We start from the raw sequence: 25,275 nt of genomic DNA on the forward strand, positions 1-25,275 counted from the left end.
CGCCTACGTCCATCGCGTGATGTAGTCACGGTTCGTAGCCGTCGCCCTCCGGTGGTCGTAGCCGTCGACCTTGGTCGACGGTCAGTCGCGGTTCGCAGTCCGTAGCCGTCGACATTCATGTCGACGGGCCTTGGCCGTTCGTCGACGACGATGGGTGCGGACATGGACCGCTCGGAGAGCGGTCCCTACCAAAGCGGTCCCTACCAAAGCGGTGCGATTGCGCGCGGGACGCGGTTCAGGCAGGATGCCGCATGCCCGAGCCGACCTCTCCCGCGCGCCTCGACCGTCGTCGCTTCCTGCAGGCTACGGCCGCGATCGGAGCCTTGCCCTCGCTGGCCTCCGCCCCTGCAGCGGGCGCGGCACACACCGCGCAAGCCGCGGCGCCGGCCTCGACGCCGGATGTCGGTTCGCTGTTTCCCTTCATCAGGTCGCAGGCGGTCGCGGGTGAGTTCCCGCTGTCGTTCCTGCAGTCGCGATTCACGGACGTGCGCGCCTGGCGACGCGACACGCTGGCGAAGGTCCTCGACCTCCTCCATTACGCCCCGGCGCCGTGCCCGCCGGCGGCGGAGAAGCACGAATCGGTCGACTGCGGCGACTACGTCCGCGAGCGCATCACGTTCAGCACGACACCCGACATCCGCGTGCCCGCCTATGTGCTGGTGCCGAAGGGCGCCTCCGCGTCAAAGCCCGCCCCGGCCATCGTCGCGCTGCACGATCACGGCGGCTTCTACCTCTGGGGCAAGGAGAAGCTGGTGCCCGTGCAGGGCGAGCATGCGATCTTCCGGGAGTTCCGCGAGCGCTACTACGGCGGCCGTGCCATTGCCGAGGACCTCGCGCGCCGCGGCTACGTGGTGATCGTCATCGACATGTTCTATTGGGGCGACCGCCGGATGCTGCTCGACGACGATCCGGCCGACTGGCGTGAGCGCCCGTCGACGATGACGCCCGAGCGTATCCAGGCGTTCAACACCCGCGCCAGCCAGAACGAGCAACTCGTCGGGCGCACGATCTTCAGCGCGGGGTTCACCTGGCCCGGCGTGATGTTCTGGGACGACATCCGGACGGTGGACTACCTGCGCTCGCGTCCAGACGTGCACCCCGAGCGGATTGGCTGCGTCGGCCTGTCGGTGGGCGCCGTCCGCGCCGCGCACCTCGCGGCGCTCGACGACCGCGTGAAGGCGGGCGTGGTCGTGTGCTGGATGACGTCGTTTCCGAAGCAGCTGCGGAAGCACGTCAAGAACACCATCGGCCACACCAAGGTCGTGCCAGGCCTGCACCGGCTGCTCGACTATCCCGACGTGGCGTCCCTCGCGATGCCCAGGCCGATGCTGTTCATGAGCGGCTCGCGCGACGCGCTGTTCGACGTCGAGGGCATCAAGGCCAGCTTCACGAAGCTGGAGGCGTGCTACGCCAAGGCCGGCGTGCCGGATCGCTGCCGCACGCAGATGTACGACAGCCCGCACCAGTTCAACGCCGAGATGCAGGCCCAGGCGTGGGAGTGGCTGGGGCGGCACGTGTGACCTACCGGGTTCAGGGCTCAGGACTCGAGGCGCATCACGCGTCGAATCGCACCGTGAACCGTTTCGGAAAGGGGCCGGCCATGCGGAGCCGGCCGGCAAGGCCGGAGCCGCGCCGCAGGCCGGCGCGAGACACGACGGCCGACACCATCGCGGCGACGATCGCGCTGGCCAGATGCGCGCCCAGGCATCGATGCATGCCGACGCCGAAGTGCAGGTAGTGCTCCGCGGGCCGCCCCGGCTGGAACTCGGCAGGCGCCTCCAGGACGTCGGGGTCCATCATTGCGGCGCCGACACCGACCAGCACGAGCGCGCCGGCGGGGACGTGCGCCTCATGTGACGTGCCCCGTGCGATCGCGCAGGTGGCGCGGCAACGGCGAACCACCATCGGCGTGGGAGTCCCGAAGCGCAGCGCCTCGCGGGCGAGCCGCCAGACCTCATCGTCATCAGCTCGCGCCACCGCGGCGCGTGCCTGCGCCAGCACCGCAGGTCGGTCCAGCCATTCGTGCACCACACGACACGTCGCGGTAGCCACGTTGTCCACCGTGCCGGCAACGGTCCACAGGAGCAGGTCGGCGATGCGGGCGTCGGTGAGGCCTGCATCGCCCGCTTCCTGCATCGCCAGCAACCGCCCGAGCCCATCGTCGCTGCTGACACCTCCCTGCCGCTCCCGGTGGACTGCTGCGATGCGCGCGTCGAGGGCGGCGCCGAACGCCCCGGCGGAACGCCTGGCGCGGCGCGTGAGCAACGGCAACCGGAGCACGTTGACGAAGCCCTCCGTGAAGATGTCGCGAGCCCACCGCGCCGTCGTGTCCGCATGCCCGAGCGCCAACCCGAACAGTTCATCGCACACGAGGGCCGCGACCGGCCGGGCGAACCCATCGAGCAGGTCGAGGCTCGTACCGGCCGTGGCCGTTGCCGCGGCGGCGTGGCGCGTGGCCGCGGCGGTGGCCTGTGGCACGGCGTCCGGTGGGAACGCCGCGCGAAGCCACCCGAGCTGTCGCCGATACGACTCGCCGTCGGCCTGCCCGAGCAGGAAGTCGGACTCTGGCGTCACGCGCGCAATCGCCTCGCCATACGGGTCGACGCTGAAGTCGCCGGGTCGCGAGAGCACCTCGCGCACGTCGGCGTGGCGCGTCACGAACGCCAGGTCGCCCAGCACGAGCGTGGGGGCGCAGGTTCGCAGGCGGACGAAGAGCGCGTCAGCGCGGAGATCGGTCAGGGTGTCGCCCACATGTGCCTCGCACGGAGAACGTTGCGGAGGCGCGGGTCGGACAGGCGACCTACTTCTGCTGCTCGAAGAGCACGACGTTCCCGGTCGAGGCCCCGGAGCAGACGATGTCGAGCTTGCCGTCGCCCGTAAGGTCGGCGACCTTGCAGTCGGCGCCGGCGACGCCGCCCTGGTCGAGCACGGTTCGTGACCAGCGCGTGCCCGTCGCGTCGGCGGCGCGGTACACGCTCACGCGGACGTCCTTGCCGCGATGGCTGGCGACGATCTCGTCCTGCCCGTCGCCGTCGAGGTCGGCGACGGCGAGCGCATGTCCGTTGGTCATGCCGTCCTCGATCACCAACCGCTCCCAGCCCGTCGCGCGATCCAGGTACACCGCGACGATGTTGCCGTGGAATGGCTCGATGGTGGCCAGGAACCGACGCGCGCCGAGGCGCCCGAGCTTGATCTCGCTGGTGCCACACCGGGGGCATGGCTCGAGGTTGCCCGACGTGATCGGCACGTGCGTCCACTCGCCTTCCCTGGGCACCACGCGCTGCACGCCGTCGAAGCTGGCCGTGAGCAATTGCCAGCGTCCGGGCGCCCACTCGACCGGGTGGATGCTGTGGACGATGCCGGTGAGGGTCGACGAGATGCGCTGGCGCGTCCATGTGCCGGGGACGTAGGCGTAGATCGGCGTGCGTCCCGCGTACTTCGGCGCGACGACGCCGGCGCCCGCGAACGGCGCCACGAGCAGCCAGGGCGACTTGCCGGCCTCGACGCGCATCCAGCGCACGCGGTGCGCCGTCGGCACCGTGTCGATCGGCTTGCTGGTCCACGGCTGCGTCGGGTCGTCGCCATGGGTGAGCAGCAGCACTTGTCCCACGCTTCGCGACGGGTCGGTCTCGAACTGGTGCGCCATCGCGATCTCCGGGATGCCGTCGCCGTCGAGATCGTGCGTGTCGAGGTTGATCACGCGCGGGACGCCGGTGATCAGCACGTGGCGCGTCCACGTGGGGTTCTCGTACCAGGCCAGTTCTGTCGATCGCTCGTCGACCACCACGACGTCGGGCCGGCGGTCGCGATTCAGGTCGGCGACGACCAACTGGTAGCCCATGCCGAGGCCCGACACGATCGTCGCCGCGCGGAACGCCGGCGGGGCCGGCGACGAGGCCGGCTGCGCGGTCGCCGCGAGCAGGAACAGGAAAAGGCCCGTGACCATCGTCGCCAGTCTACCTGTGGCACGGGCCGGTCGCCGCGGCGGCGGTCCGGTCGTCCCCTGTCGCTACGTGTCTACCGTCGTCAGGCCGTGGCGTACGGCGAACCGCGTCAACCCGGCGACGTCGTGGATGTCGAGGCGGGCCATCAGGTCCTTGCGATGCGTCTCGACGGTCTTGGCACTGAGGCCGAGCCGGTAGGCGATCTCCTTGGTGCCCTGCCCCTCGGCGATCAGCTGCAACACCTCCCGCTGCCGCGGGCTGAGGCGCGCCAGCGGGTCGGGCTCGGCGGGCTGCCCTGTGACCACCATGTCGCGCACCGCAGCGGACAGGTCGCGACTGAGGTAGACCTGCCCGCGCCGCACGGCGTCGAGCGCCAACCCGAGCTCGGCGACCGCGGCATCCTTGAGGAGGTACCCGTGCGCGCCGGCCCGCATGGCGCGAACCACCTGCATGTCGTCCTGGTGCATCGACAGCATCACGACCTTGCAGTCGGGGCACGAGTCGCGCAGGCGCTGTGCGGCGTCTATGCCGTTCAGCCCGGGCATGGTGATGTCGACGAGCGCGATGTCGGGAGGCGTGGCTGCGGCCATCGCCAGCATCTCCGTGCCGTCGGAGGCCTCCTGCACGTCGATGTCGGGGAACGTGCGCTCCAGCAACGAGCGGATGCCGGCCCGAAGCAGCGTGTGGTCGTCGGCGATGAGGAGACGGAGGCTCATGAGGGGGTCCGCAGGGGCACGGTGCACTCGAGCGTCGTGCCGACGCCAGGCTCCGAGGTGATGCGCAGGGCGCCACCGAGCACGGTCAGGCGTTCCTCGACGCTGCGCAGGCCGAGGTGGCCGCCGGCGGTGGCGGCACGCCGGCCGGCCTTCACGTCGAAGCCGCGCCCATCGTCGGCGACGCGCAGGGTCAGCGCGTGCGGTGTCGTGGTGATCGTGACGGCGACGTGGCGCGCCTCGGCGTGCTTGACCACGTTGGCGAGCGCCTCCCGGACGATGCGGTAGCACGCCAGCTCGACCTCGCGCGGCAAGCCGGTGGTGTCGCCCGGCGCATCGACGAGGACGGCCAGGCCGGCGCGCGTGCCTTCGCGCTGCGCGAGCACGCGCAGCGCCGGCAGGAGCAACCCGGGGTCGAACGGCACCGGCTTGAGCGCCCCGGAGATCGTCCGGATGTCGGCAATCACCGTGTCGACGAGATCGACGCAGCCCTTCAGCGCCGGGTCCGAGGCCTCGTCGGCCTTGATGGCCATCTGGAGTTGCAGCTTGAGGAGCGCCAGCTTCTGGCCGACGTCGTCGTGCAGGTCCTGGGCGAGTCTCTGGCGCTCCTGCTCCTGTGACCGGGCGATCTCGGAGGACAGGACACGCACGGCGTGCGCACGGCGACGGGCGACCAGCGCCACGCCCACCAGCCCGCCACACAGCGCCACGCACGTGACGACGAGCGCGGCGACGATCATTGCGGCGTGGCGACGCGCAGGGCGCGGCAGTGGCGCGCCACGGTGGCGCGGAGCACGTCGACGCTGATCGGTTTGGTCAGCGTCGCGGCGACGCCTGCGCGCTCGACCGAACCGAGGAACTGCCCGCCGAACACCCCGGAGATCGCCACCACGGGCACGGTGGGCAACACCGCGCGGATGGCCTGGATGGTCTGCGTGCCGTCCTGCCGTGGCATGAACAGGTCGATGATCACCAGGTCGACGAGCGCGCCACCTCGGATCAGCTCCATGCACTCGAGGCCGTCGCCCGCCAGCAGCACGCCGTAGCGATCGCCCAGCGCGTCGGCGAAGAGCCGCCGCACGTCCGGGTCGTCATCGACCACCAGCACGGTGGGGCGGGGCGCTGCCGGACCGAGCGCCTCGCGCACGGAGGCCACCAGACGCTCCGGCGTGAAGGGCTTGGGCAGGTAGTGCACGTCCGCCCCCAGGATGTGGTTCGGCCCGAGCACGTCGTCCGGGTAGCCGGACATGTAGATCGTGCGCATCGACGGTCGGGCCGCCGTGAGGCGTTGCGCCAGGGCGTGCCCGTGCATCCCGGGCATGATCACGTCGGTCAACAGCAGGTCGATCCGGCCTTCGTGGCGCTCGGCCACCTTCATCGCCTCGTCGCCGCTGGCGGCCGGCAGCACGGTGTAGCCCCACGCCCTGAGCGCCGCCACCGTCACCTCGCGCACGTCGCGCTGGTCCTCCACGACGAGAATGGTCTCGGTGCCGCGGGCGATCGGCGCGGGCCTGGCGTCGGCCGGTCCGCTGGACGCGCCGGCGGGGGTGGCGGGCGGCAGGTACACGCGGAAGCTGGTCCCGGCGCCGGGCTCGCTCTGGACGTCGATGAAGCCGCCACTCTGCCGGACGATACCGTAGACGGTCGACAGCCCGAGGCCCGTCCCGCGTCCCAGCTCCTTGGTGGTGAAGAACGGCTCGAAGATCCGGTGGCGTGTCGCCGCGTCCATGCCCTCACCCGTGTCCGAGACGGTCACGCACAGGTAGCGGCCGGCAGCGATCTCGGGTCGGCTCGCGGACGCCGGGACGTCCTCCTCGCTCGTCTCGATGACCAGCGCCCCGCCGCGCGGCATCGCGTCGCGCGCGTTGACCACCAGGTTCATGAACACCTGGTGCAGGTGCCCCGGATCGACGAAGACGCGATCGTCGGTGGCGAGGACGCGTGTGGTGAGCTTGACGGCTTCGCTGAGCACGCCCCGCGCGAGCGGCTCGATCTCGCGCACCGCGTCGGCCAGCGACACCACGGAGGGCTGGCTGGCATGCTTGCGGCTGAACGTGAGCAACTGGCGGGTGATGCCGCCGGCGCGCTCGCCGGCCTGCCGGATCGCCTCCAGCCCCTGGCGGCAGGGATCGTCGGCCGCCATGCGGCCGAGCAGCAGGTCGCTGTAGCCGTTGACCACGGTCAGCACGTTGTTGAAGTCGTGCGCCACGCCGCCGGCCAGGCGGCCGACGGTCTCGAGCTTCTGCGACTGCAGGAACTGGTCCTCGAGCGCCTTGCGCTCGGTGATGTCGGTCAGCGTGCCCACCAGGCGCACATGGCCGAACTGCGCGTCGGCGGCAACGGCGCGTGCCCGCCCCAGCACCCAGACGAAGCCGCCGGCCTTGCGCCGGACGCGGAACTCCACCGACAGCAGCGCCGAGGAGGCCGACCCGAGGAGTTCCTGGATGCGGGCGACGACGAGCGAGCGGTCCGCCTCGTGGATCAGGTCGGGCCACGCCTCGGCTGCCGACGCGAGTGCGTCGCGTTCGTACCCGAGCAGCTGCGCGACCCTGGGACTGATGTGCGTCTCGCCGGTCGCCGTGTCGTAGTCCCAGTAGCCTTCGTTCATGGCGTCGAGCACCCGCTCGATGCGCTCCCGGTGCGCGACGCTGTCGAGGGCGAACGACAGGCTGGCGGCCAGTTCCTCGGCCAGCTGGAGCTCCTCGGAGTCGAAGAACTCCGGCTCCTCGGCGTAGAACGACAACACGCCGACGGTGCGGCCCTCGCGACGCAGCGGCAGTGCGATCGACGAGGACAGGTGGAAGGTCGAGGCCGCCTGGCGCCATGGCTCCATGCGCGGATCGCGCTGGATGTCCTGGCAGATCACCGACGTGCCGGTCCGCAGGCAGGTGCCAGCCGGCCCATGACCGAGCGGCTCGTCGGTCGACTTGATCGAGACGTGATCGAGATACCCGGCGCCGGGGCCGGCGCTGGCCACGGTCTGCAGCACTCCGGACACCGCGTCGGCAATCGCCACCGATGCGATTCGGAAGCGCCCGTGCTCGGCGGCCACCTCGCAGATGCGCTGGCAGAGCGCCACCTCGTCGGCCGGGTGCGCCAGCACGCGACCACAGTGACTCAGGAGGGCGTGCAGGCGATCGAGCCTGATCACCCGCGCCTCGGCCTGCCGTCGCGCCGTCAGGTCACTGATGATGCCGTGGAAGTACCGCCGTCCGCTCAGCCGAATCACGCGGACGTTCACTTCAACGGCGAACTGCCGCCCATCCCTGTGGCGATGGACCGTCTCGAACCGGGCGCGGCCGTCCTGCTGCAACAGGGCCCAGGTCTCGAGGAACTGGTCGATGGTGTGGGGCGCCCTGAGGTCGCGGATGTTGAGACGCAGCAGCTCCTCGCGACTGTAGCCGTACAACTCCGTGGCGCGGTCGTTCACCTGGACGACGCCACCGTGCTCGTCGAGGACCAGCATGACGTCGTGGGCCATGCCCAACAGCCCGTCGTAGTGCTGCAGGAGCAGCTCGAGATCCAGATCCCCGGCCCGGCGACCACCCGGCTGCCACAGGCGGCGCCACCACGCGGCCACGGCAGCGCCCAGGACGATGGCTGACGCCACCTCACCGGCGGCCGCACCGGTGCCCAGCTCGAACTGCAACCCCATCATCGGTCGAGGTTAGCAGAACCGCGGCTCAGCCTCGCCTCCGCCAGGGCTGAGCGCAGGGTATCGGTCGTGACTGGCTTGGCCAGCGTCGCGTCGGCGCCGAGCAGGTGCGCGATCTCGAGGTAGGGGCCGACGTCGTAGCCCGACATGGCGACAATGCGAGGGCAATCGACGCGAGTGCGCAGCGCCCGAATGGTCTCGAGGCCCTCCCGCTCGGGCATCACGATGTCGGTCAGCACCAGCGCGATGTCCCTGCAACAGTCGACCATGGCGAGCGCCTCGTCGCCGTTGGCGGCCAACCGCACCTGGAAACCGTCCGCACGCAGCAGGCTCGAAAGGGTGTCGCGCACGCCCGGATCGTCGTCGACGACGAGAATCACGGCCCCGGGAGGAGAGCCGGCGCCGGCAAGGTCGGCGCGAGCCGGTTCGCTGGTCATGGCGTCGCCGCCCGCACGCAGGCGACCAGGCCCGACGCCGCGGCGGCGCCGAGCGCCGGCCATCGCCACCCGCGGCGCACCGGCATCGGCTCGTCGGCGCGTCCGTCGGTGCGAGCCGCGGCCCGGGTGCGCGGTGTCCCCGCTGCCTTGTCGACGCAGGACGACGAATCGTTCCAGCCCTCCTCGATGGAGGCCGGCGGCAACTCCGCGGGCAGGTAGATGGCGATCGAGACGCCCTGTCCGGCCGCGGGCTCGACGGCGATCCACCCGCCGCTCTGGTGGACGAGTCCCAGCACGCCCGCCATGTCGAGCTGTGCGTCTTCCGACGGCACCACGAGCGGGAACGGCTCGAACAGGCGAAGGCGCGTATCGTCGGGCACCTGCCCGGTGTCCACCATCCGCACGCACACCTGTCGTCCGGTGGCGCCGCCCTCGTGTCGGCTGGCCAGGTCGGCGTCGACATCGGTCATGGAGGTCTCGAGGTGCAGGGCGCCGCCGTCGGGCATGTGCGCGCGGGCGCGCGTCGCCAGCGCCACGAAGGCCCGCTCGAACTGCGCCACGTCGATGCTGACGCGCGCCAGGCCCGGGGCCAGCGTCAGCGTCACGCCGACCCGCGGACCGAGCAGGCCGTGCAGCTTCGGCAGCAGCCGCCCGACCAGTTCGTTCAGGTCGGTGCTGCTCGGCCGGAGCAACTGCCGGCGACCGAAGGCCAGCAGTCGTTGGGTGAGCCCCGCCGACTCCTGCGCCGTGCGCGTGATGGCGCGCAGTGGCCCGGCGACCCGCTCGTCGTCGCCACAGGTGATCAGCACCAGTTCGGCGTGCCCGATGATGGCCTGCAGGCGGTTGTTGAACTCGTGGGCGATGCCGCCGGCGAGCTTGCCGATGGCTTCGACCTGCCGGGCGCGCTCCTCGGCCACCCGGCGCGCCTCCCGCGCCGCCCGCTGCCTGGTGACGTCGACCACCGTGACGAGCCGCGCCGGCTCGCCGTCCCACTCCACCGCCGTCGACACGCAGCCGATCCACAGTTGCCGCCCATCGCGGCGCACTCCCCGGCACTCGTACTGCCGCAAGGGGCCGACAAGGTGCGGATCGCGCAGATGCGCGAGCGTCGCGGCACGATCGTCGGGGGCGACCAACCCCCAGGCATCGATCCCGCGCAGTTGCTCAGGATCGCCGTAGCCGGCCAGGTCGGCCACCGCCTGGTTGGCCAGGCGGATCACCCCGTCGACGTGGATCAGCACGCCGATGCTCGATCCGTCGATCAGGCCACGGTAGCGCGCGTCGCGGGCGAAGGCCTGGCACTCGCAGTCGCGCTGCTCCATCACCAGCCGCAGGGCCTCGAAGAACCCGAGCACGTCGGGAGGGCCCGCCGGCTCCCCTGGCGTCCTCGCGCTGCCCTCCACGTGAGCGTCGCCGCCGTCTGCGTTCACGGCGATGAGTATCGGCGGAACGCGCGACGGCGACAGCTCGGGAAATTCCCGAGGCCTGCGGTCCATGCGCGTCAGGTCAGGCGTACCCCTACGGAACTTCCTGAGGGCCCGGGACCTCAAGCGGCCCACCGGGACCGCCGATGTCCCCAACGCCACGGCATGCTGCCGCGGTCCGCGGGGCACGGCGTTGCACCGCGCCCCTTCCCTTCATCACGGAGTCCGCACACGGTGACCGTCAACCCCTTGAGCCTGGAAGTCGCCGCACACCTGGCGATCATCCCCAGGCTCAACGAGCAGCTCGCCGAGACGTCGCGCCAGGTCGAGTCGGCCGTCCTCGACATCTGCGCCAACTTCAGCGGCATCGCCGACAAGGCCCGACGCGGCGTCGAGGCGACCATCGCCATCGTCGACAGCACCGACGGACACGACGGCTTCACGGTGCTGCTCGACCGCATGCAGGACACCGTCGCTGCCGCCGACGCTCGACTCGCGGCGACGGCCGCCCGGTCGCTGCGGGCGATCGAACGGCTGCAACAGGTGGAGCAGTCACTGCGCGGCGTGCACAAGACCCTCGATCACATCGAGGAACTCGCGGCCGGCCTGCGGTTGCTGGCCATCAACGCCAAGATCGAAGCGGTGCGATCGGGCGAGCGCGGTTCCGGCTTCGCGGTCGTCGCCGACGAGATGCAGCGCGCCGGCAAGGAGTCGCGGGAACTCGCCGAGCACATCCGCGAGGGCGTGGCGCAGATGACCGGCGAGGCCGCCGAGCTCTCGACCCTGCTTCGCGAAGGCGCGCAAGAGGATCTCGCCAGCATCGAGCAATCGCGCGAGGCGTTCGCGATCGCCAGCGAGGCGATGGCCCGCAACCACGCCATGCTCCGCGACAGCATCCGCGAAGGCACCGACCTCAGTCGCGCCCTGGCGGAAGACGTTTCGGCAGCCATCGTCGGCCTCCAGTTCCAGGACCGGGTGAATCAGCGGTTGCTGCACGTCAGCGAGGCGCTCACGCACATGCGCGACACGCTCGGCCAGGCACTGCCCGCCGGCGACGACGACGCGGCGCGGCAGCGCCTGGCGGAAGTCGAGGCGCGCCTCGAGCGCAGTTACACGATGTGGGAGGAGCGCGCCGACGGGGCGCCCGACTCCGGCGACATCGAACTCTTCTGAAGACGACCCATGACCGACACCGACATGACGATGGCGCACCAGAGCGTCTGGGCGCCGACCGGCACCCTGACGATCGACACCGTCGCGGACCACTGGGGTGACCTGTGCCCGCGGCTGGCCGAGGACGTGCGCGCCGACCTCTCCGCAGTCACCCGCGTCGACACCGCCGGCGTGCAGCTCCTGATCGCGGCACGACGCGTCGCCCGCGAGGCCGGCCGCCACTTCCACGTCCATGCCGCGACGCTGCCTGGCGGCGCCGCGGCCCTGCTCGGCATCACCAGCGACGTCGTCGTCGTGACGACCGCAACGACTCCGGCCCCGCGCGCCGGCGAGAAAGGCTGAACCAGTGCCCAGGACTGCACTCGTCGTCGACGACTCCGCCTCGATGCGCCAGATGGTCTCCTTCACCCTGCAACAACGCGGGTTCTCGATCCGCGAGGGGGGCAACGGCAGGGAAGGCCTGCAAGTACTCGGCACCGATCGCGTGGACCTCGTGATCACCGACCTGAACATGCCCGAGATGGACGGACTCACGTTCATCCGCGAGTTGCGCACGCGGGCCAACGCGAAGTTCACGCCCGTGCTGATGCTGACCACCGAGTCGCAAGACGGCAAGAAGGCCGAGGGCAAGGCGGCGGGGGCCACCGGCTGGATCGTCAAGCCGTTCAACCCCGAGAAGCTGCTGGCCGTGGTCGACAAGCTCGTGCCCTGACGTACGCGTGGCGGCCACTGGCCCAATCCCCGACTCCCGACTCCCGACTCCCCACTCCCGACTCCCGACTCCCGATTCCCGCACCGCCGTCATGTCCATCGACCTGTCCCGCTTCAAGGACACCTACTTCGAGGAGGCCACCGAGCACGTGGCCGCCATGGAGGCCGCACTGCTCGGCCTCGCTGACGGTGGCGCCGACCGCGAAGTCCTCGACGCCATCTTCCGGGCCGCCCACTCCATCAAGGGCGGCAGCGGCGTGTTCGGGCTGACGGCCGTCGGCGAGTTCACGCACGTCCTCGAGAACGTGCTCGACCGGTTGCGTGAGGGCCGCCTGCCGTGCACTCGCGATCTCGCCGACCTGCTGCTGCAGGCCAACGACGTGTTGCGTGGACTGCTGGCGTCGGCGCGGACCGGTGACCCGGAGCCGGGCGAGCGCGCCGCGGTCGAGCGTTCGCTCGAGCAGGTGCTCCTCGGTGCGACCGCTTCCGAGGCGACCGCCGAGGTGACCGGCGTCGCGCAGGCGCTCGCGACGGCCAGTCCGGAAACGGCAGGCACGGGCGCCGGCGCACGCTGGCGGGTGGAGTTCAGGCCGTGCGCCGACATCTTCAGGCAGGGCCTGGACCCCCTGGTGCTGTTGCGCGATCTGGCCAGTCAGGGTCGCATCGTCGCCGTGCAGCTGCACGACGCGGCCATCCCGGAGGCCTCGGCCTTCGACCCCGAGACGTGCTACGTCGGCTGGACGTTCCACATCGAGACGCCCCGCGGCGCCGACGCCCTGCGCGACGTGTTCCTGTTTGCCGAGGACGGCGCGCAGCTGGTGATCGAACGGTGCGACCCGCCGTCGGCCACACGCACGCCCGACCCCGATCCCGCATGCGGCGCCACGCCCGGCAGCACGGCAGCCGACCCACCCCACGAGGCCCGGCAACGTCGAGGCGGGGACCGGCGCGTCGGTGCGGAACGCCGCGCCGGCACCGAGAACGCCTCCATCCGCGTCGCCACCGAGAAGGTAGACCGCCTGATCGATCTCGTCGGCGAGGTGGTGATCTCGCAGTCGATGGTGGCCACGCTCATCGACACGTTCACGGCCGACTCGCTGTCGGCACTCCGCGACGCCATCGGCGTCCTGGCGCGCAACACGCGCGAGCTGCAGGAGCGCATCATGGGCATCCGCATGATGCCGGTGGGCGGCGTGTTCGCACGCTTCCCGCGCGTGGTGCACGACATCTCGGGCGCCCTCGGCAAGCAGATCCAGGTGGTGTTCGAGGGCGAGGACACCGAGCTCGACAAGGGCGTGGTCGAGGCCATCGGCGACCCGCTCACCCACATGGTGCGCAACGCGGCCGATCACGGCATCGAACTGCCGGCCGACCGCGTCGCTGCGGGCAAGCCTGCGCACGGCACGATTCGCCTCAGCGCCTTCACGCGCGGCGGCAACGTCGTGATCGAGGTCGCCGACGACGGCAAGGGGCTCGACACGGCACGCATCCGTGCCAAGGCCGTCACCCAGGGCCTGATCCACGAGCACGAGGTGCTGACCGAGGAGCAAATCCAGGCGCTGATCTTCGCGCCTGGGTTCTCGACCGCCGAGCAGGTCAGCAGCCTGTCGGGTCGCGGCGTCGGGATGGACGTGGTGCGCCGCAACGTGCAGGCGATCAACGGCACGGTCGCCGTCGAGAGCCGCAAGGGCGCCGGCTCGGTCTGTCGCATCACGCTGCCGCTGACGCTGGCGATCCTCGACGGGCAGTCCCTCACGGTCGGCGACACGCACTACGTGCTGCCGATCACCTCGATCGTCGAGTCGCTGCGACCGCGTCCGCAGGACGTGCAGGCGATCGTCGGGCGCGGCGAGGTCGTCCTCGTCCGCGGCGAGGCGATGCCACTCGTGCGGCTGCACCGGCTGTTCGGTGTCGCGACCGACCGCACCGACCCGAGCACCGGCATCGTCGTGCTCGTGGAACACGACGGCCAGCGGGTGGCGCTGCTCGGCGAGGAGTTGCTCGGCCAGCAGCAGGTCGTCGTCAAGAGCCTCGACACCCACTACCGACGGACCGATGGCGTCATGGGCGCGACGATCATGGGCGATGGCAGCGTCGCGCTGATCCTCGACGTCCCCGGCCTGCTGCGACTCGCCAGCCATCGCTCCCGGGACCGCGACGCCGCGTGAGCGCAGGATCGCCGACATCATCGCGACGATCGACGAGATCGCCATCCAATGCGACGGCCGCCGCGCGACGCCTCGGGAATTTCCCGAGGCGCCGACACCTCAAGGCGGCCACGTCGTCGCCGATGTCCCACTCGTCGCGGCTGGCCTCGTCCTGCGCCGCCGCCCCAACTGACGTCACCCTGCGCGGCTCACGGGCCGTGCGCCGCCCTCGCACCGAGGGCGTCCCCTCGAGGAGCACACATCGTGAAGTGGTTCATGCACCAGCGGATGGCCAGCAAGCTCGCGCTCGGCTTCGGGGTGAGCTTCATGCTCACGCTCGCGGTCGGCGTCATGGGGCTGCGCAGCCTCGCCGTCGTCAAGGAGCTCAACACACTGATGTACGAGCGCCACGCCCTGGGCATCGCGCACATCAAGGAGGCCAACCTCAGCGTCGTGCGGGCGTCGCGGGCGCTGCGCAATGCCATCCTGGACGACACGACCGCCGAGAAGGAGAAGCGCTGGTCCGACGCCAGGCGCTTTCGCGAGGAGTTCGCGACGGCGATGGCGGCGTTCGACAAGACGATCGTGTCCGACCAGGTGCGCCGACAGAGCGCCGACGTCCAGCGGCAGATGGCCACGGTTGCCGAGGGGCAGGACACGGCGTTCGGGTTGACCGTCGCCGGGCGTGACGAGGCGGCCAAGGCGATGCTGAAGGACCTGCGCGCGAAGGCCGACGCGATCGACACGCTGATCGACGCGATCGAGAAGGACAAGATGGAGCGCCTGCGGGCCGCCAACGCCGAGATCGACGCGACGTACGCATCGACGCGCGTGACGATGCTGGCCGTCGTCGGCGCCTGCATGGTGCTGACGGTGGTGCTCGTGTGGACGATCGCCCGGCTGGTCACGCGGCCGCTCGGCGAGACGGTCACCGTGCTGCAGCACGTGGCCAGGGCCGATTTCAGCCAGCAGATCGCCCTCGACACGCGCGACGAGATCGGCGACCTGGCACGCGCCACCAACGCCGCGATCACCCAGATCAAGGAGGCGCTCGGCAACGTCCGTGGCGCGGCCGAGGGCATGGCCAGGGGCGACTTCAGCGTGCAGGTGCGACAGGACCTGCCGGGCGAGCTCGGCGTCATGGCCACCGCGCTCGGTTCCGGGCTCACGTCGCTGCGCGGCGCGGTCGCCAACGTCCGCGAGGCGTCACAGCAGCTGGCCGACGGCAACCTGACGGTCGCCGTGCGGACGGACCTGCCCGGCGAACTCGGCGTGATGGCCGCGGCCCTGAACGAGGCGGTGACCAGGCTGCGCCAGGCGATGACCGACGTGCGGGAGACCGCCAATGCGGTGGCCTCGTCGGCCGACCAGCTCGCGTCGGCGTCGCAGGAGATCTCGAGTGGCGCCCAGGAGCAGGCCAGCAGCCTCGAGGAGACGGCAGCCAGCCTCGAGGAGATGACCGCGACCATCAAGCAGAACGCCGACAACGCGCAGCAGGCCAGCCAGCTCGCCGGTGGGGCACGCAGCACCGCGGAGGACGGTGGCCAGGTGGTGAGCGAGGCCGTCGAGGCGATGAGCGCGATCAACGACTCGTCGCGCAAGATCGCCGATATCATCACGACGATCGACGAGATCGCCTTCCAGACGAACCTCCTGGCCCTCAACGCGGCGGTCGAAGCGGCACGGGCCGGCGAGCAGGGCCGCGGCTTCGCGGTGGTGGCGGCCGAGGTCCGCAACCTCGCGCAGCGCAGCGCGACCGCGGCCAAGGAGATCAAGGACCTGATCTCCGACTCGACGCGCAAGGTCGAGGCCGGCTCGGCGCTGGTCAACGCGTCGGGCAGGACCCTGACCGACATCGTCGCGTCGGTCAAGCGGGTCACCGACATCGTCGCCGAGATCGCCGCGGCCAGCCGCGAGCAGGCGACAGGCATCGAACAGGTCAACAAGGCGGTCACACAGATGGACCAGGTGACGCAGGCCAACGCCTCGCAGACCGAGGAGATGTCGGGCACGTCCGAGTCGCTGTCGGGCGAGGCCGGCAAGCTGCAGGGCCTGGTGCGCCGCTTCCGCCTGGGCGACGACGCGAGCGCGGAGCCGGGCCCGCAGCGCGCGGCGGCACGACGGCCGGTGGCGATGGCCACCCGCACGACCCGTCGGCCGACGGTGCCCACCGTCGGGACCGCGGCGCTGGCCCTCGACAACGAGTTCCAGGAGTTCTGATCCACCCTGCGCGGAGGACGTGGACCATGACAGCACACGAGACAGTGGAGCCGGCGCTCGTTGCCGGCGGGCAGTTCCTGACGTTCCGGCTCGGCAGCGAGCAGTTCGGACTGGAGATACTGAGGGTGCAGGAGATCAAGGGATACACGGCGGTCACCGCCATTCCCAACACCCCCGCGCACGTCAAGGGCGTGATGAACCTGCGCGGCGCCGTGGTCCCGGTGGTGGACCTTCGGCTCAAGTTCGGGATGCCCGAAGTGGAGTACACCAAGTTCACGGTCATCGTGCTGGTGACGGTGAACGGCAAGATGGTCGGCCTGGTGGTCGACGCCGTCTCCGACGTGCTCACCCTGGCGGCCAGCGACGTCGTGGCGCCGCCGGCGTTGGACGCGTCGGTGGACACGTCGTTCATCACCGCCCTGGCCAAGGCCGGTGATGGCCTCATCAGCCTGCTCGACATCGATCGTGTCGTCGGCAGCGAGGAGCCGGCCCGCGCCGAGGCCGCCTGACCGCTCCGGGTTCGTGCTGTCCCTGGCGTGCAACGCCGACCACAGGGTCGGCGTTCGGCACGTTCGGTGGCACAGTATCGGCGATGCGCGTGCTCACTCGACGGGAGTTCGGCCGGATCGGCGCCGGCGTCATCGGCGCCGCGATGTGCCAGGCGGGGACACGGGGCCAGGCCGTCGAGCCGCTGGTCGACTCCCTCGTCCGCGACAACGACGAGCGCGTGCGGATCTGGCTGACGAAACAGGACCGTCGTCCCGATGCGCGCTGGCACGGGAGCCTGCTCGACGACTACGGACTTCCCTCCGTGGGCGGCACGGCGCAGATGCTCGCCGGGCTGGTCGCCGCCGGTGCGTCGCCCGCGTCGGCGTTCCACCAGGCCCCCTCCCTGGTGACGCCGCTGGCGCGTGCTGCCGAGGCACTGCTGCGCGCGCAACACGACGACGGGACCATCGACCTGCTCGCCACCAACTTCCACTCGCCGCCCGACACGGCGTTCGTGCTCGAGCCGGTGACGGCGGCCGCGACCATCCTGCGCCGCCAGGCCTGGGCGCCGCTGCAACCGGTGCGCGAGGCCCTGGACACGTTCATGCGTCGCGCCGGCGACGCCCTGGTCAGCGGCGGGATCCACACGCCCAATCACCGCTGGGTGGTGTGCGCCGCGCTGGCCCGCCTGCACGCGCTGCGGCCCGACCCGCACTACGTCGCGCGCGTCGACCAGTGGCTGGCCGAGACGATCGACATCGATCCCGACGGCCAGTACACCGAGCGCAGCACCGCCGTGTACTCCCCCGTCGTCGATCGCGCGCTGCTGACGGTGGCGACGCTGCTCGAGCGGCCGGCCCTGCTCGACCCGGTGCGACGCAACCTGGAGATGACGCTGTACTACGTGCATCCGGACGGCGAGGTCGCCACCGAGGCCTCCCGTCGACAGGACCGCTACCAGCGCGGCAGCATGGCCCGGTACTACGTGAGCTACCGCGCGCTGGCACTGCGCGACGGCAACGGTCGGTTCGCGGCGATGGCGCGGCAGATCGAACGGACGGCGCGGCCGCAGCTGGGCGGCGAACTGCCCGCCTTCCTGGAGTGGCCGGAGCTGCAGCAGCCACTGCCCGCCGAGGCTCCCCTGCCGACCGACTACGTGAAGGTGTTCGCCTACTCGAAGCTGGCGCGCATCCGGCGCGGAGCGATGAGCGCGACGGTGCTGGCCGACAACACCACGGTGCTGTCGTTGCGCCGCGGCCAGGCGGCGCTCGAGGCCGTGCGCGTCGCGTCGGCGTTCTTCGGCAAGGGCCAGTTCACGGGCACCGCGCTCGAGGTCGAGGGCGACACGTACCACCTGCGGCAGCACCTGGAGGGACCGTACTACCAGCCGCTCACGGCCGCGCAGGTCGCCGGCGGCGACCACGTGCGCATGACGGCCAACGGCACGCTCGCGAGCGAGAGCCGGGCGCTTCGTGCGCAGAGCAACGTCCAGGTGCTGGACACGCACGTCGGCGTCTCCGAGCGCGGCGGAGTCGTGACGCTCGCCATCGACATCACCGGTACCGACGACGTGCCCGTGGCCGTCGAGCTCGGCTTCCGTCACGGCGGCACCCTCGAGGGCGTCGAGCCGGTGAAGGGCATCGCCGACGCGTTCCTGCTGCGCGCCGGCACCGGTCGCTACCGGCTCGGCGCCGACACGATCACGTTCGGCCCGGGTCGGGTCGACCACACCTGGACGCAACTGCGCGGCGCGCTCCCGAAATGGGACGGCCAGAGCGTGTACCTCACCGGGCTGACGCCCTTCCACGCGACCCTCACCCTGTCGTGACCATGCGATCGATGCGCCACTGCCGCCTCGGGCTCCTCGCCCTCGTGTTCCTGCTCGCGTGGCCCATGGGCACTCGCGCCGAGCGCCCGCCCCTGCGCGAGTACGACGTGCTCCGCCGCTTCCCGCCGGGCCGGCTCGTCGTCGAGCCGCCTGACGCTCAGGGCCTCTCGGGCACCAATCGCGTGCACGGACACTGGATCGAGGCCGGACCGCAGCGCGGCAGCTGCCGCAGCGTGATCTACGCCGTCGTCCAGGACGACCTGAAGGCCGCCGACGACGCGTGGCGAGGCATCGACGTGGCGTTCGCGCACCAGCTCGAGGACGGGCGCTTCGAGGCCGCCACGCGCCCCAACGGCCAGAGCGCGCGTCCGTACGGCGCCGCCGTCGAGACGGCGTTCTTCTTCGTCCAGGAGTACGCGCGGGCCGTGCTCGTGATCCGGCAGTCGCCGCACGCGGCACATTTCGCCGCGCGCATCGCGGCGCTCGAGCCGAAGCTGCGCAAGGCGCTCACCTTCATCAGCGGCGGCGTGGACACGATCATCCGCGAGACCAGCCATGCGCCCAATCGCATCATCATCGGCGCCAAGGCGCTCGGCCTCGGCGGCCTGGCGATCGGCGATCCGGCGCTCGTGGCGCAGTCGCGGCGACTGATGACGCACGCGCTCACGCTGCGGGACGAGGGCGGCGTGTTCGTCGAGAAGGGCGGCCGCGACTCCAGCTACAACGTCGTCTCGGTGCTGTTCGGGCAGGTGCTGACGCTGCACGTGCCGATGCCCGAGGCGGAGGCCGCCTTCGGCAAGGCGATCGCCTGGCAGGTGTCGCGGATCCTGCCGACCGGGGAGGTCGACGTGCGCGGCAACACGCGCACGGGCGTGGGCGCGGAGGTCTCCTACGGGGGCGAGCCGAAAAACGTGAACTACACCGAGGTGATGCAGGCGCTCACCCTGTACGGCCTCGTGCACCAGGACGCCGAGGCGCTCGCGGCCGCCGATCGCGTGTTCGGGTATCTGCAGCGCCAGGCCCCCCGCTGACGACGTCCCGTCCCCGTGGGCCACCGGTTCGTCACCTCAGGATGAGCTGGCTCGTCGCCCCACCAGTGTCGAGATGTACCATCGTCGGGAGGCGCTCGCCGCGACCGGCCGCGAGCCGCCACATCCCTGAGGTGATTCGATGAGACGTGCCCTGCTTGCGGCCGCCGCAACCTGCCTGGTTGCCGGCTGCTCCTCCCAGCCTCCGGCCCCGAAGGCCGAGACTGCCGCCCCGGCGCCTGCCAAGCCCGCGCTGGGCACCTTCGGCGTCGACCTGTCCAACATGGACACGACGGTGAAGCCCGGCGACGACTTCTTCCGCCACGCCAACGGCAAGTGGCTGGCGACGTTCAAGATGCCGGCCGACAAGGCCCGGTACGGCGCCTTCGACGCGCTGGGCGACAAGTCGGAGGCCGACGTGAAGGCCGTGCTCGAGGAGCTGGCCGCGAAGAAGCCGGCGCCCGGCACCACGCCGGCCAAGGTCGGCGACATGTACGCCAGCTGGATGGACGAGGCCGCCATCGAGGCGCGCGGCACCGCGCCGCTCAAGCCGTACCTGGCCAAGATCGAGGCCGTCACCGACACGAAGGGCGTGCTCGCGCTCATGGCGACGCCCGAGTTCGCGGCGCCGTTCAGCATCGGCATCGAGGCCGACCCGCAGGATCCGAAGCAGTACGCGATCTGGGCCGGCCAGGACGGCCTCGGCATGCCCGACCGCGACTACTACCTCGAGAAGGGTGCGTCGTTCGACAAGTACCGCACCGCGTACAAGGCGTACGTCACGAAGATCTTCGAGCTGCTCGGCGACGCGACGCCGGCCGCCTCGGCCGACCAGGTGATCGCGCTCGAGACGACCATCGCGCGCGGCCACTGGAAGCAGGCCGAGTTGCGCGACGTGGCCAGGGCGATCAAGCCGATGCCGTTCGCGCAGTTCAAGACGTTCGCGCCGACGGTCGACTGGGATGCGTTCATGGCCGGCCTGGGCCTGCCCCCCAACCCGGCGAAGGTGGTGGCCTATGGCGACACGGCGGTGAAGAACGGCGCGGCGCTGGTCGGCAGCCAGCCGGTGGCGGCGTGGAAGAAGTACCTGGCGTTCCACCTGGCGTCCGACAACGCGACGAACCTGCCGAAGGCCTTCGACGACGCGAGTTTCGAGTTCTTCGGCAAGACGCTGCGCGGCCTCGAGGCCAAGCGCGAGCGATGGAAGCGCGGCGTCACGCTGCTCGACCAGAACATCGGCGAGGGCGTCGGCGAGGCCTACGTGGCGAAGTTCTTCCCGCCCGATCACAAGGCCAAGATGGATGCGCTGGTGGCCAACCTGCGCAAGGCCCTCGAGGGACGCCTGAAGACGCTGCCGTGGATGGACGAGGCGACGCGCGCCGAGGCGCTGAAGAAGCTCGCGACGTTCGAGCCGCGGGTCGGCTACCCGTCCAAGTGGCGCGACTACTCGGCGCTCACCATCGACAAGGGCACGCTGTTCGAGAACGTGGTCAACGCACGCGCCTTCGAGTGGAAGCGGCAGGTCGCGCGCCTTGGCAAGCCGGTGGACCGCGAGGAGTGGGGCATGAACCCGCAGGAGGTCAACGCCTACTACAACCCGCTGATGAACCAGATCACGTTCCCGGCGGCCATCCTGCAGCCGCCCTTCTTCGACGTCAACGCCGACCCGGCGGTCAACTACGGCGCCATCGGCGGCGTGATCGGCCACGAGATCGGCCACGGCTTCGACGACCAGGGCCGCGCCTTCGACGAGGCCGGCCGGACGCGCAACTGGTGGACGCCGGAGACCGACGCCAAGTTCAAGGCCGCCACCAGGCAGCTCGGCGCGCAGTACGCGAAGTACTGCCCCGTGCCCAACGGCTGCATCAACGGCGACCTCACGATGGGCGAGAACATCGGCGACCTCGGCGGCCTGACGATGGCCTACACCGCCTACAAGCTTTCCTTGAACGGCAAGGAGGCGCCGGTCATCGACGGCCTCACGGGTGATCAGCGGTTCTTCCTCGCCTGGGCGCAGGTATGGCGCGCCCTGGCGCGCGAGGACGACACGCGCCAGCGCCTCGTCACCGATCCGCACTCGATGCCCGAGTTCCGCTGCAACGGCGTCGTCCGCAACATGGACGAGTGGTACGCCGCCTTCAACGTGAAGGAAGGCGACAAGCTGTACCTGCCGCCCGACCAGCGCGTGAAGATCTGGTAGGTGGGACGGGGGGCGCGTTCTTCGCACGCGCCCCCGCTATCGGCTTGGGCCTTGGGCCTTGGGCCTTGGGCCTTGGGCCTTGGGCCTTGGGCCTTCGGATCGGCGTTCAACGTCAAACGTCAAACGTCAAACGTCAAACGTCAAACGTCTCGCCAGCATGTCCGCGGCCGTGTCGCGGAGGGTCTCCTCCACCGGTCGCGTCGTCCAGCCCAGCATCCGCCGCGCCTTGTCCGACGAGACATGGCACTCGATGCCGAGTTCGCCCACCACGAGGCGCACGGTCGGGTCGAACCAGCCGAGCACCCGCACCAGCCAGTCCGGCACCACCCGCGTCGGCACCCGCTGGCCGGAATCGGCGAGCATGCGCGCCACCTCGGCGTACCAGTAATCCCCCTCCGACGCGATGAACCGCTGCCCCGCCGCCTCGGGGCGCGTCATCGCCAGCACGTGGAGCGCGGCGACGTCGCGCACGTCGACCACCGGCAGCATCAGCCGCGGCACGCCAGGCACTTCGCGATCCAGCAGCTTCCGGACGAGCTCATTGGAGGCGTTGCCGCCCACCGACAGCGACGGCCCCAGGACGTAGGTCGGATTGACCGTGACCAACTCCATCGACCGGCCGGCCGGCAACCCGCGGACCAATGCCCACGCGTCGCGCTCGGCGAGCGTCTTGCCGCGGCTGTACGCCGGCATCTCGCCGTCGAGGTCGCTCCAGTCGTCCTCGGTGAAGACGTGCGGCCCGCGCGATCGCCCCGACAGCACGGCCGCCACCGACGAGGTGAACACCACGCGTCGGACGCCCGCCGCCGCGGAGGCCTCGAGCACGCGGCGCGTGCCCTGCTGCGCGGGCGCGATCACCTCCTGCGGGTCGCGGGGACGACGGGCGAGCACGGGCGAGGCGGTGTGGAGGACGTACGTACTGCCCTCGACCGCCTCCGGCCAGCCATCGTCGTGCATCAGCTCGGCGGCCACGAGCGTGAGCCGATCGTCGAGGTCCGGCACGTCGGCCAGGGCGGCACGCACGCCGGCGGCCTTGTCGAGGGACCGGATCGTGCCGCGCACCCGCCAGCCTCCGTCGAGCAGCGCCCGGATGCAGTGGAGCGCGATGAAACCGGATGCGCCGGTCACGGTGACGAGTGGGGCTTCGGTGCTGCTCATGATGCGAGGCGATGGGTGCGCGACAGCATGGCCTGCGCGAGCGCACCCGCCGTGCCGCCGCCCTCGGCCAGCAGCCTGTCGAAGCCGGAGCGACCCGTGACGAGCACCTCGAGGGGCGTCGAGGCGCGCACGGTCGCATTCCTCGGCGCGCCACGCAGCAGGCCCATCTCCCCGAAGTAGTCGCCGGGACCGAGGCTGGCGAGCAGCACGGGCCGAGCCTCGCGATCGAGACGCGTCACCTCGACCTGTCCCTCGATGATCACGAAGAACTCGTCGGCCGGATCGCCCTCGGCGATCACCACGTCGCCGGAGACGTGATGGCGCGGGGCGAACTCGGGCAGGACGGCGGCCAGCATGGCCGGCGTCAGGAGCGGCAGGCCGTCCATGAGCCGCGCCGTCGCCGCCCGCCGCCGCAACAGCTGCCCGATCTCGGAGGCCACGAGATCGGAGGCGGCCACCATGGCGAGAAAGGACTCGCCGTCGATGGCGCGGGTCACGGCTCCGGCCTCGGCGGCCGTCACTGTCGCGTTGCGCGGTGCGCGCTGGAGCAAGCCGGCCTCGCCGAACCACTGTCCCGATCCGAGCCGTGCCACCTCGCGAGGCCCACGGTCATCGGTGCGCGAGACCACCACCGCGCCCTGCTCGATCACGTGGAACGTGTCGGCCTGGTCGCCCTGGCGGAGGATGACCTCTCCCGGCGCGTAGGTGCAGCGGCGGGCGGCGGCCAGCGTCGCCTGCACCGTCGGCTCCTCGTGCCCGGGGAAGGCCGACAGCAGGGCCTCCTCGGGCGCGACGACCGGCGCCGCCTGGCCGGCCTCGGAACGCTCGCCCCCCGACACCCGGAGCCGGAAGCGGCGGTCCGGTGACGGCAGCGGATGGGTGCTGCGACGCAGGCGGTAGTCGGCCGGGGCCATGGCCACGCCGCGCTCGTGCAGCACGGTGCCCACGAGCAGCATCGACATCAGCTCGACGAGGCCCATCGCGGCACATCGGCGATCTCCGAGACCGAACGGCATGCAGGCGCCGGGCCGTCGGTGCTCCTGCCGCGGCGGCCGACATCTCGCGGGATCGAAACGCCCGGGCTCCGGGAACAACGCAGGGTCGTAGCTGGTGGGCACCGGCGACACCACGAGCGAGTCGCCACGGCGGATGCGGCGGCCGAGGAAGTCGATGTCCTCGACGACGTCGAACGGCAGGCCGATGGCGAGCGAATGCAGCCGCAGCGTCTCGTCGTAGACCGACCGCAGCAGCGTCAGCGACCGCACGGCCGCGGCGTCGTCGATGCCGCGGGCCACGGCGTCGCGCACCTCGCGCCGCACGGCCTCGAGCAGGTCGGGGTCGCGCAGGATCTCGTACAGCATGAACGCCGTGAGGCGCCCGACGTAGCCGATGCTGGCGCCGATGCCGTATGCCGCGTAGCCGACGACCTCGTCCTCGGTGAAAGGCGCGCCCGAGGCGTCGCGCGCCGACCACAGGGCGTCGATGATGGTGGGCGGAACATCGCTGTCGCTGGCGGGGCGGTTGCGACGGGCGCGGACGAGGTCGGTGATGGCGCCGTACGTGCGCCGATGCGAGGCCCGATACCACGGCAGCCGCAGCACGACGGGCGGAAGCTGCCGCGCCGCGACGTTCATCAGGTAGTCGGTCATGCGCAGGCAGTCGTGGAACGCGATCTCCGGGCGGCCGAGCAGCACGCGGTACATCTCGAAGGCCAGGCGCTTGGTCTCGCGCACGGCGGGCCCGGTGGTCCCCTCCGGCCAGGCGCGCACCAGTCGGCCGACGACGTCCATCAACGCGGGCACGTGCAAGGAGGCGACCTGCCGCGAGTACGGCACCACCAGCGCGGGACGCAAGCGGGCGTGTGAAGGACCGATCTCCTTCAGGATGAGGTCGGCGCGACCGAACTCGTGCGCGATGGGGCCAAACAGGCGTTCCCGCGACAGGTGCGCCGGCCCGAGCCCCATCGCCATGAACTCCGACGCCTCGGCGCCAGCGACGATCGTGTAGGTGCGCCAGGCGGCGCGCACCCGGAACACGGGCCCGCACCGGCGATAGCCCTCGGTGATTGCGCCGGCCGTGTCGTCGAGCAGCGCACGCGCGTTGCCGAGCAGCCAGCTCCCCGGGCACATCGGCGGTGGTTCGGCCATG

Annotated in this window: 19 protein-coding genes; 10 read left to right on the top strand and 9 right to left on the bottom strand. The window is 71.1% G+C overall.

The annotated features are described in order from the left end of the window. Positions 1–251: 251 nt before the first annotated feature. Positions 252–1,520, top strand: coding sequence for a dienelactone hydrolase family protein (locus TBR22_RS21500; RefSeq protein ID WP_239489886.1), 1,269 nt, complete (start codon positions 252–254; stop codon positions 1,518–1,520). A gap of 34 nt (positions 1,521–1,554) precedes the next feature. On the opposite strand, the gene TBR22_RS21505 is transcribed toward TBR22_RS21500, so the two are convergent. The 7 genes from TBR22_RS21505 to TBR22_RS21535 form a co-directional block, all read right to left on the bottom strand. Beyond that, positions 1,555–2,751, bottom strand: a complete 1,197-nt coding sequence (locus TBR22_RS21505) for a cytochrome P450 (protein ID WP_239489887.1) — start codon at positions 2,749–2,751, stop codon at positions 1,555–1,557. Between the two features lie 49 nt (positions 2,752–2,800). Continuing rightward, entirely contained in the window at positions 2,801–3,946 is a 1,146-nt protein-coding gene (locus tag TBR22_RS21510) for a VCBS repeat-containing protein (RefSeq protein WP_239489888.1), read from the bottom strand. 63 nt (positions 3,947–4,009) lie between these two features. Beyond that, on the bottom strand, positions 4,010–4,660 hold the full coding sequence (locus TBR22_RS21515) for a response regulator transcription factor (protein WP_239489889.1): 651 nt from the start codon (positions 4,658–4,660) through the stop codon (positions 4,010–4,012). Then, positions 4,657–5,397, bottom strand: a complete 741-nt coding sequence (locus TBR22_RS21520; protein WP_239489890.1) for a sensor histidine kinase — start codon at positions 5,395–5,397, stop codon at positions 4,657–4,659. Before TBR22_RS21520 ends, TBR22_RS21515 begins: the two co-directional genes overlap by 4 nt. Then, positions 5,394–8,315: a response regulator gene (locus tag TBR22_RS21525; RefSeq protein WP_239489891.1), complete on the bottom strand. Its 2,922-nt coding sequence runs from the start codon at positions 8,313–8,315 to the stop codon at positions 5,394–5,396. Before TBR22_RS21525 ends, TBR22_RS21520 begins: the two co-directional genes overlap by 4 nt. Next, the gene (locus TBR22_RS21530) at positions 8,312–8,749 is read right to left on the bottom strand and encodes a response regulator (RefSeq protein ID WP_239489892.1); all 438 of its coding nucleotides are present in this window, start codon (positions 8,747–8,749) and stop codon (positions 8,312–8,314) included. Before TBR22_RS21530 ends, TBR22_RS21525 begins: the two co-directional genes overlap by 4 nt. After that, a complete protein-coding gene (locus TBR22_RS21535; protein ID WP_239489893.1) occupies positions 8,746–10,179 on the bottom strand; it encodes a PAS domain S-box protein in 1,434 nt (477 codons plus the stop codon). Before TBR22_RS21535 ends, TBR22_RS21530 begins: the two co-directional genes overlap by 4 nt. Positions 10,180–10,407: 228 nt before the next feature. On the opposite strand from TBR22_RS21535, the gene TBR22_RS21540 reads away from it, so the two are divergent. The 9 genes from TBR22_RS21540 to TBR22_RS21580 all read left to right on the top strand — a co-directional run bounded on the left by TBR22_RS21540 (position 10,408) and on the right by TBR22_RS21580 (position 21,969). Further along, the gene (locus TBR22_RS21540; RefSeq protein ID WP_239489894.1) at positions 10,408–11,346 is read left to right on the top strand and encodes a methyl-accepting chemotaxis protein; all 939 of its coding nucleotides are present in this window, start codon (positions 10,408–10,410) and stop codon (positions 11,344–11,346) included. Between the two features lie 9 nt (positions 11,347–11,355). After that, entirely contained in the window at positions 11,356–11,688 is a 333-nt protein-coding gene (locus TBR22_RS21545; RefSeq protein ID WP_239489895.1) for a lipid asymmetry maintenance protein MlaB, read from the top strand. A gap of 43 nt (positions 11,689–11,731) precedes the next feature. Next, complete coding sequence (locus tag TBR22_RS21550) at positions 11,732–12,058, top strand: response regulator (protein WP_370651547.1); 327 nt, start codon at positions 11,732–11,734, stop codon at positions 12,056–12,058. Positions 12,059–12,149: 91 nt separating this feature from the next. After that, complete coding sequence (locus tag TBR22_RS21555) at positions 12,150–14,225, top strand: chemotaxis protein CheA (protein WP_239489897.1); 2,076 nt, start codon at positions 12,150–12,152, stop codon at positions 14,223–14,225. Positions 14,226–14,468: 243 nt separating this feature from the next. Further along, positions 14,469–16,424 (top strand): methyl-accepting chemotaxis protein, encoded by a 1,956-nt coding sequence (locus TBR22_RS21560; protein ID WP_239489898.1) that lies wholly within the window; start codon positions 14,469–14,471, stop codon positions 16,422–16,424. 26 nt (positions 16,425–16,450) lie between these two features. Next, on the top strand, positions 16,451–16,933 hold the full coding sequence (locus TBR22_RS21565) for a chemotaxis protein CheW (protein ID WP_239489899.1): 483 nt from the start codon (positions 16,451–16,453) through the stop codon (positions 16,931–16,933). Between the two features lie 83 nt (positions 16,934–17,016). Continuing rightward, positions 17,017–18,741, top strand: a complete 1,725-nt coding sequence (locus TBR22_RS21570; RefSeq protein ID WP_239489900.1) for a hypothetical protein — start codon at positions 17,017–17,019, stop codon at positions 18,739–18,741. A gap of 11 nt (positions 18,742–18,752) precedes the next feature. Next, positions 18,753–19,772 carry a hypothetical protein gene (locus tag TBR22_RS21575; protein ID WP_239489901.1) on the top strand — a complete coding sequence of 340 codons (1,020 nt, stop codon included), beginning with the start codon at positions 18,753–18,755 and terminating at the stop codon, positions 19,770–19,772. A 139-nt stretch (positions 19,773–19,911) separates the two neighbouring features. Further along, a complete protein-coding gene (locus tag TBR22_RS21580) occupies positions 19,912–21,969 on the top strand; it encodes a M13 family metallopeptidase (protein WP_239489902.1) in 2,058 nt (685 codons plus the stop codon). Positions 21,970–22,095: 126 nt separating this feature from the next. Here the strand turns inward: TBR22_RS21580 and TBR22_RS21585 are convergent, their stop codons facing one another. Together TBR22_RS21585 and TBR22_RS21590 are read right to left on the bottom strand one after the other, a co-directional pair. Further along, positions 22,096–23,127, bottom strand: a complete 1,032-nt coding sequence (locus tag TBR22_RS21585) for an aldehyde reductase (RefSeq protein ID WP_239489903.1) — start codon at positions 23,125–23,127, stop codon at positions 22,096–22,098. Beyond that, on the bottom strand, positions 23,124–25,274 hold the full coding sequence (locus tag TBR22_RS21590) for a cytochrome P450 (RefSeq protein ID WP_239489904.1): 2,151 nt from the start codon (positions 25,272–25,274) through the stop codon (positions 23,124–23,126). Before TBR22_RS21590 ends, TBR22_RS21585 begins: the two co-directional genes overlap by 4 nt. Position 25,275: the final 1 nt, after the last annotated feature.

Source organism: Luteitalea sp. TBR-22 (assembly GCF_016865485.1).
Lineage (GTDB): Bacteria > Acidobacteriota > Vicinamibacteria > Vicinamibacterales > Vicinamibacteraceae > Luteitalea.

What these genes read in the sequence shown, in the direction of transcription:
- TBR22_RS21520 (WP_239489890.1), bottom strand. Translation starts at nt 5,397, where the DNA reads ATGATCGTCGCCGCGCTCGTCGTCACGTGCGTGGCGCTGTGTGGCGGG.
- TBR22_RS21580 (WP_239489902.1), top strand. Translation starts at nt 19,912, where the DNA reads ATGAGACGTGCCCTGCTTGCGGCCGCCGCAACCTGCCTGGTTGCCGGC.
- TBR22_RS21500 (WP_239489886.1), top strand. Translation starts at nt 252, where the DNA reads ATGCCCGAGCCGACCTCTCCCGCGCGCCTCGACCGTCGTCGCTTCCTG.
- TBR22_RS21565 (WP_239489899.1), top strand. Translation starts at nt 16,451, where the DNA reads ATGACAGCACACGAGACAGTGGAGCCGGCGCTCGTTGCCGGCGGGCAG.
- TBR22_RS21525 (WP_239489891.1), bottom strand. Translation starts at nt 8,315, where the DNA reads ATGATGGGGTTGCAGTTCGAGCTGGGCACCGGTGCGGCCGCCGGTGAG.
- TBR22_RS21575 (WP_239489901.1), top strand. Translation starts at nt 18,753, where the DNA reads ATGCGCCACTGCCGCCTCGGGCTCCTCGCCCTCGTGTTCCTGCTCGCG.
- TBR22_RS21590 (WP_239489904.1), bottom strand. Translation starts at nt 25,274, where the DNA reads ATGGCCGAACCACCGCCGATGTGCCCGGGGAGCTGGCTGCTCGGCAAC.
- TBR22_RS21515 (WP_239489889.1), bottom strand. Translation starts at nt 4,660, where the DNA reads ATGAGCCTCCGTCTCCTCATCGCCGACGACCACACGCTGCTTCGGGCC.
- TBR22_RS21550 (WP_370651547.1), top strand. Translation starts at nt 11,732, where the DNA reads ATGCGCCAGATGGTCTCCTTCACCCTGCAACAACGCGGGTTCTCGATC.
- TBR22_RS21530 (WP_239489892.1), bottom strand. Translation starts at nt 8,749, where the DNA reads ATGACCAGCGAACCGGCTCGCGCCGACCTTGCCGGCGCCGGCTCTCCT.
- TBR22_RS21570 (WP_239489900.1), top strand. Translation starts at nt 17,017, where the DNA reads ATGCGCGTGCTCACTCGACGGGAGTTCGGCCGGATCGGCGCCGGCGTC.
- TBR22_RS21545 (WP_239489895.1), top strand. Translation starts at nt 11,356, where the DNA reads ATGACCGACACCGACATGACGATGGCGCACCAGAGCGTCTGGGCGCCG.
- TBR22_RS21585 (WP_239489903.1), bottom strand. Translation starts at nt 23,127, where the DNA reads ATGAGCAGCACCGAAGCCCCACTCGTCACCGTGACCGGCGCATCCGGT.
- TBR22_RS21510 (WP_239489888.1), bottom strand. Translation starts at nt 3,946, where the DNA reads ATGGTCACGGGCCTTTTCCTGTTCCTGCTCGCGGCGACCGCGCAGCCG.
- TBR22_RS21555 (WP_239489897.1), top strand. Translation starts at nt 12,150, where the DNA reads ATGTCCATCGACCTGTCCCGCTTCAAGGACACCTACTTCGAGGAGGCC.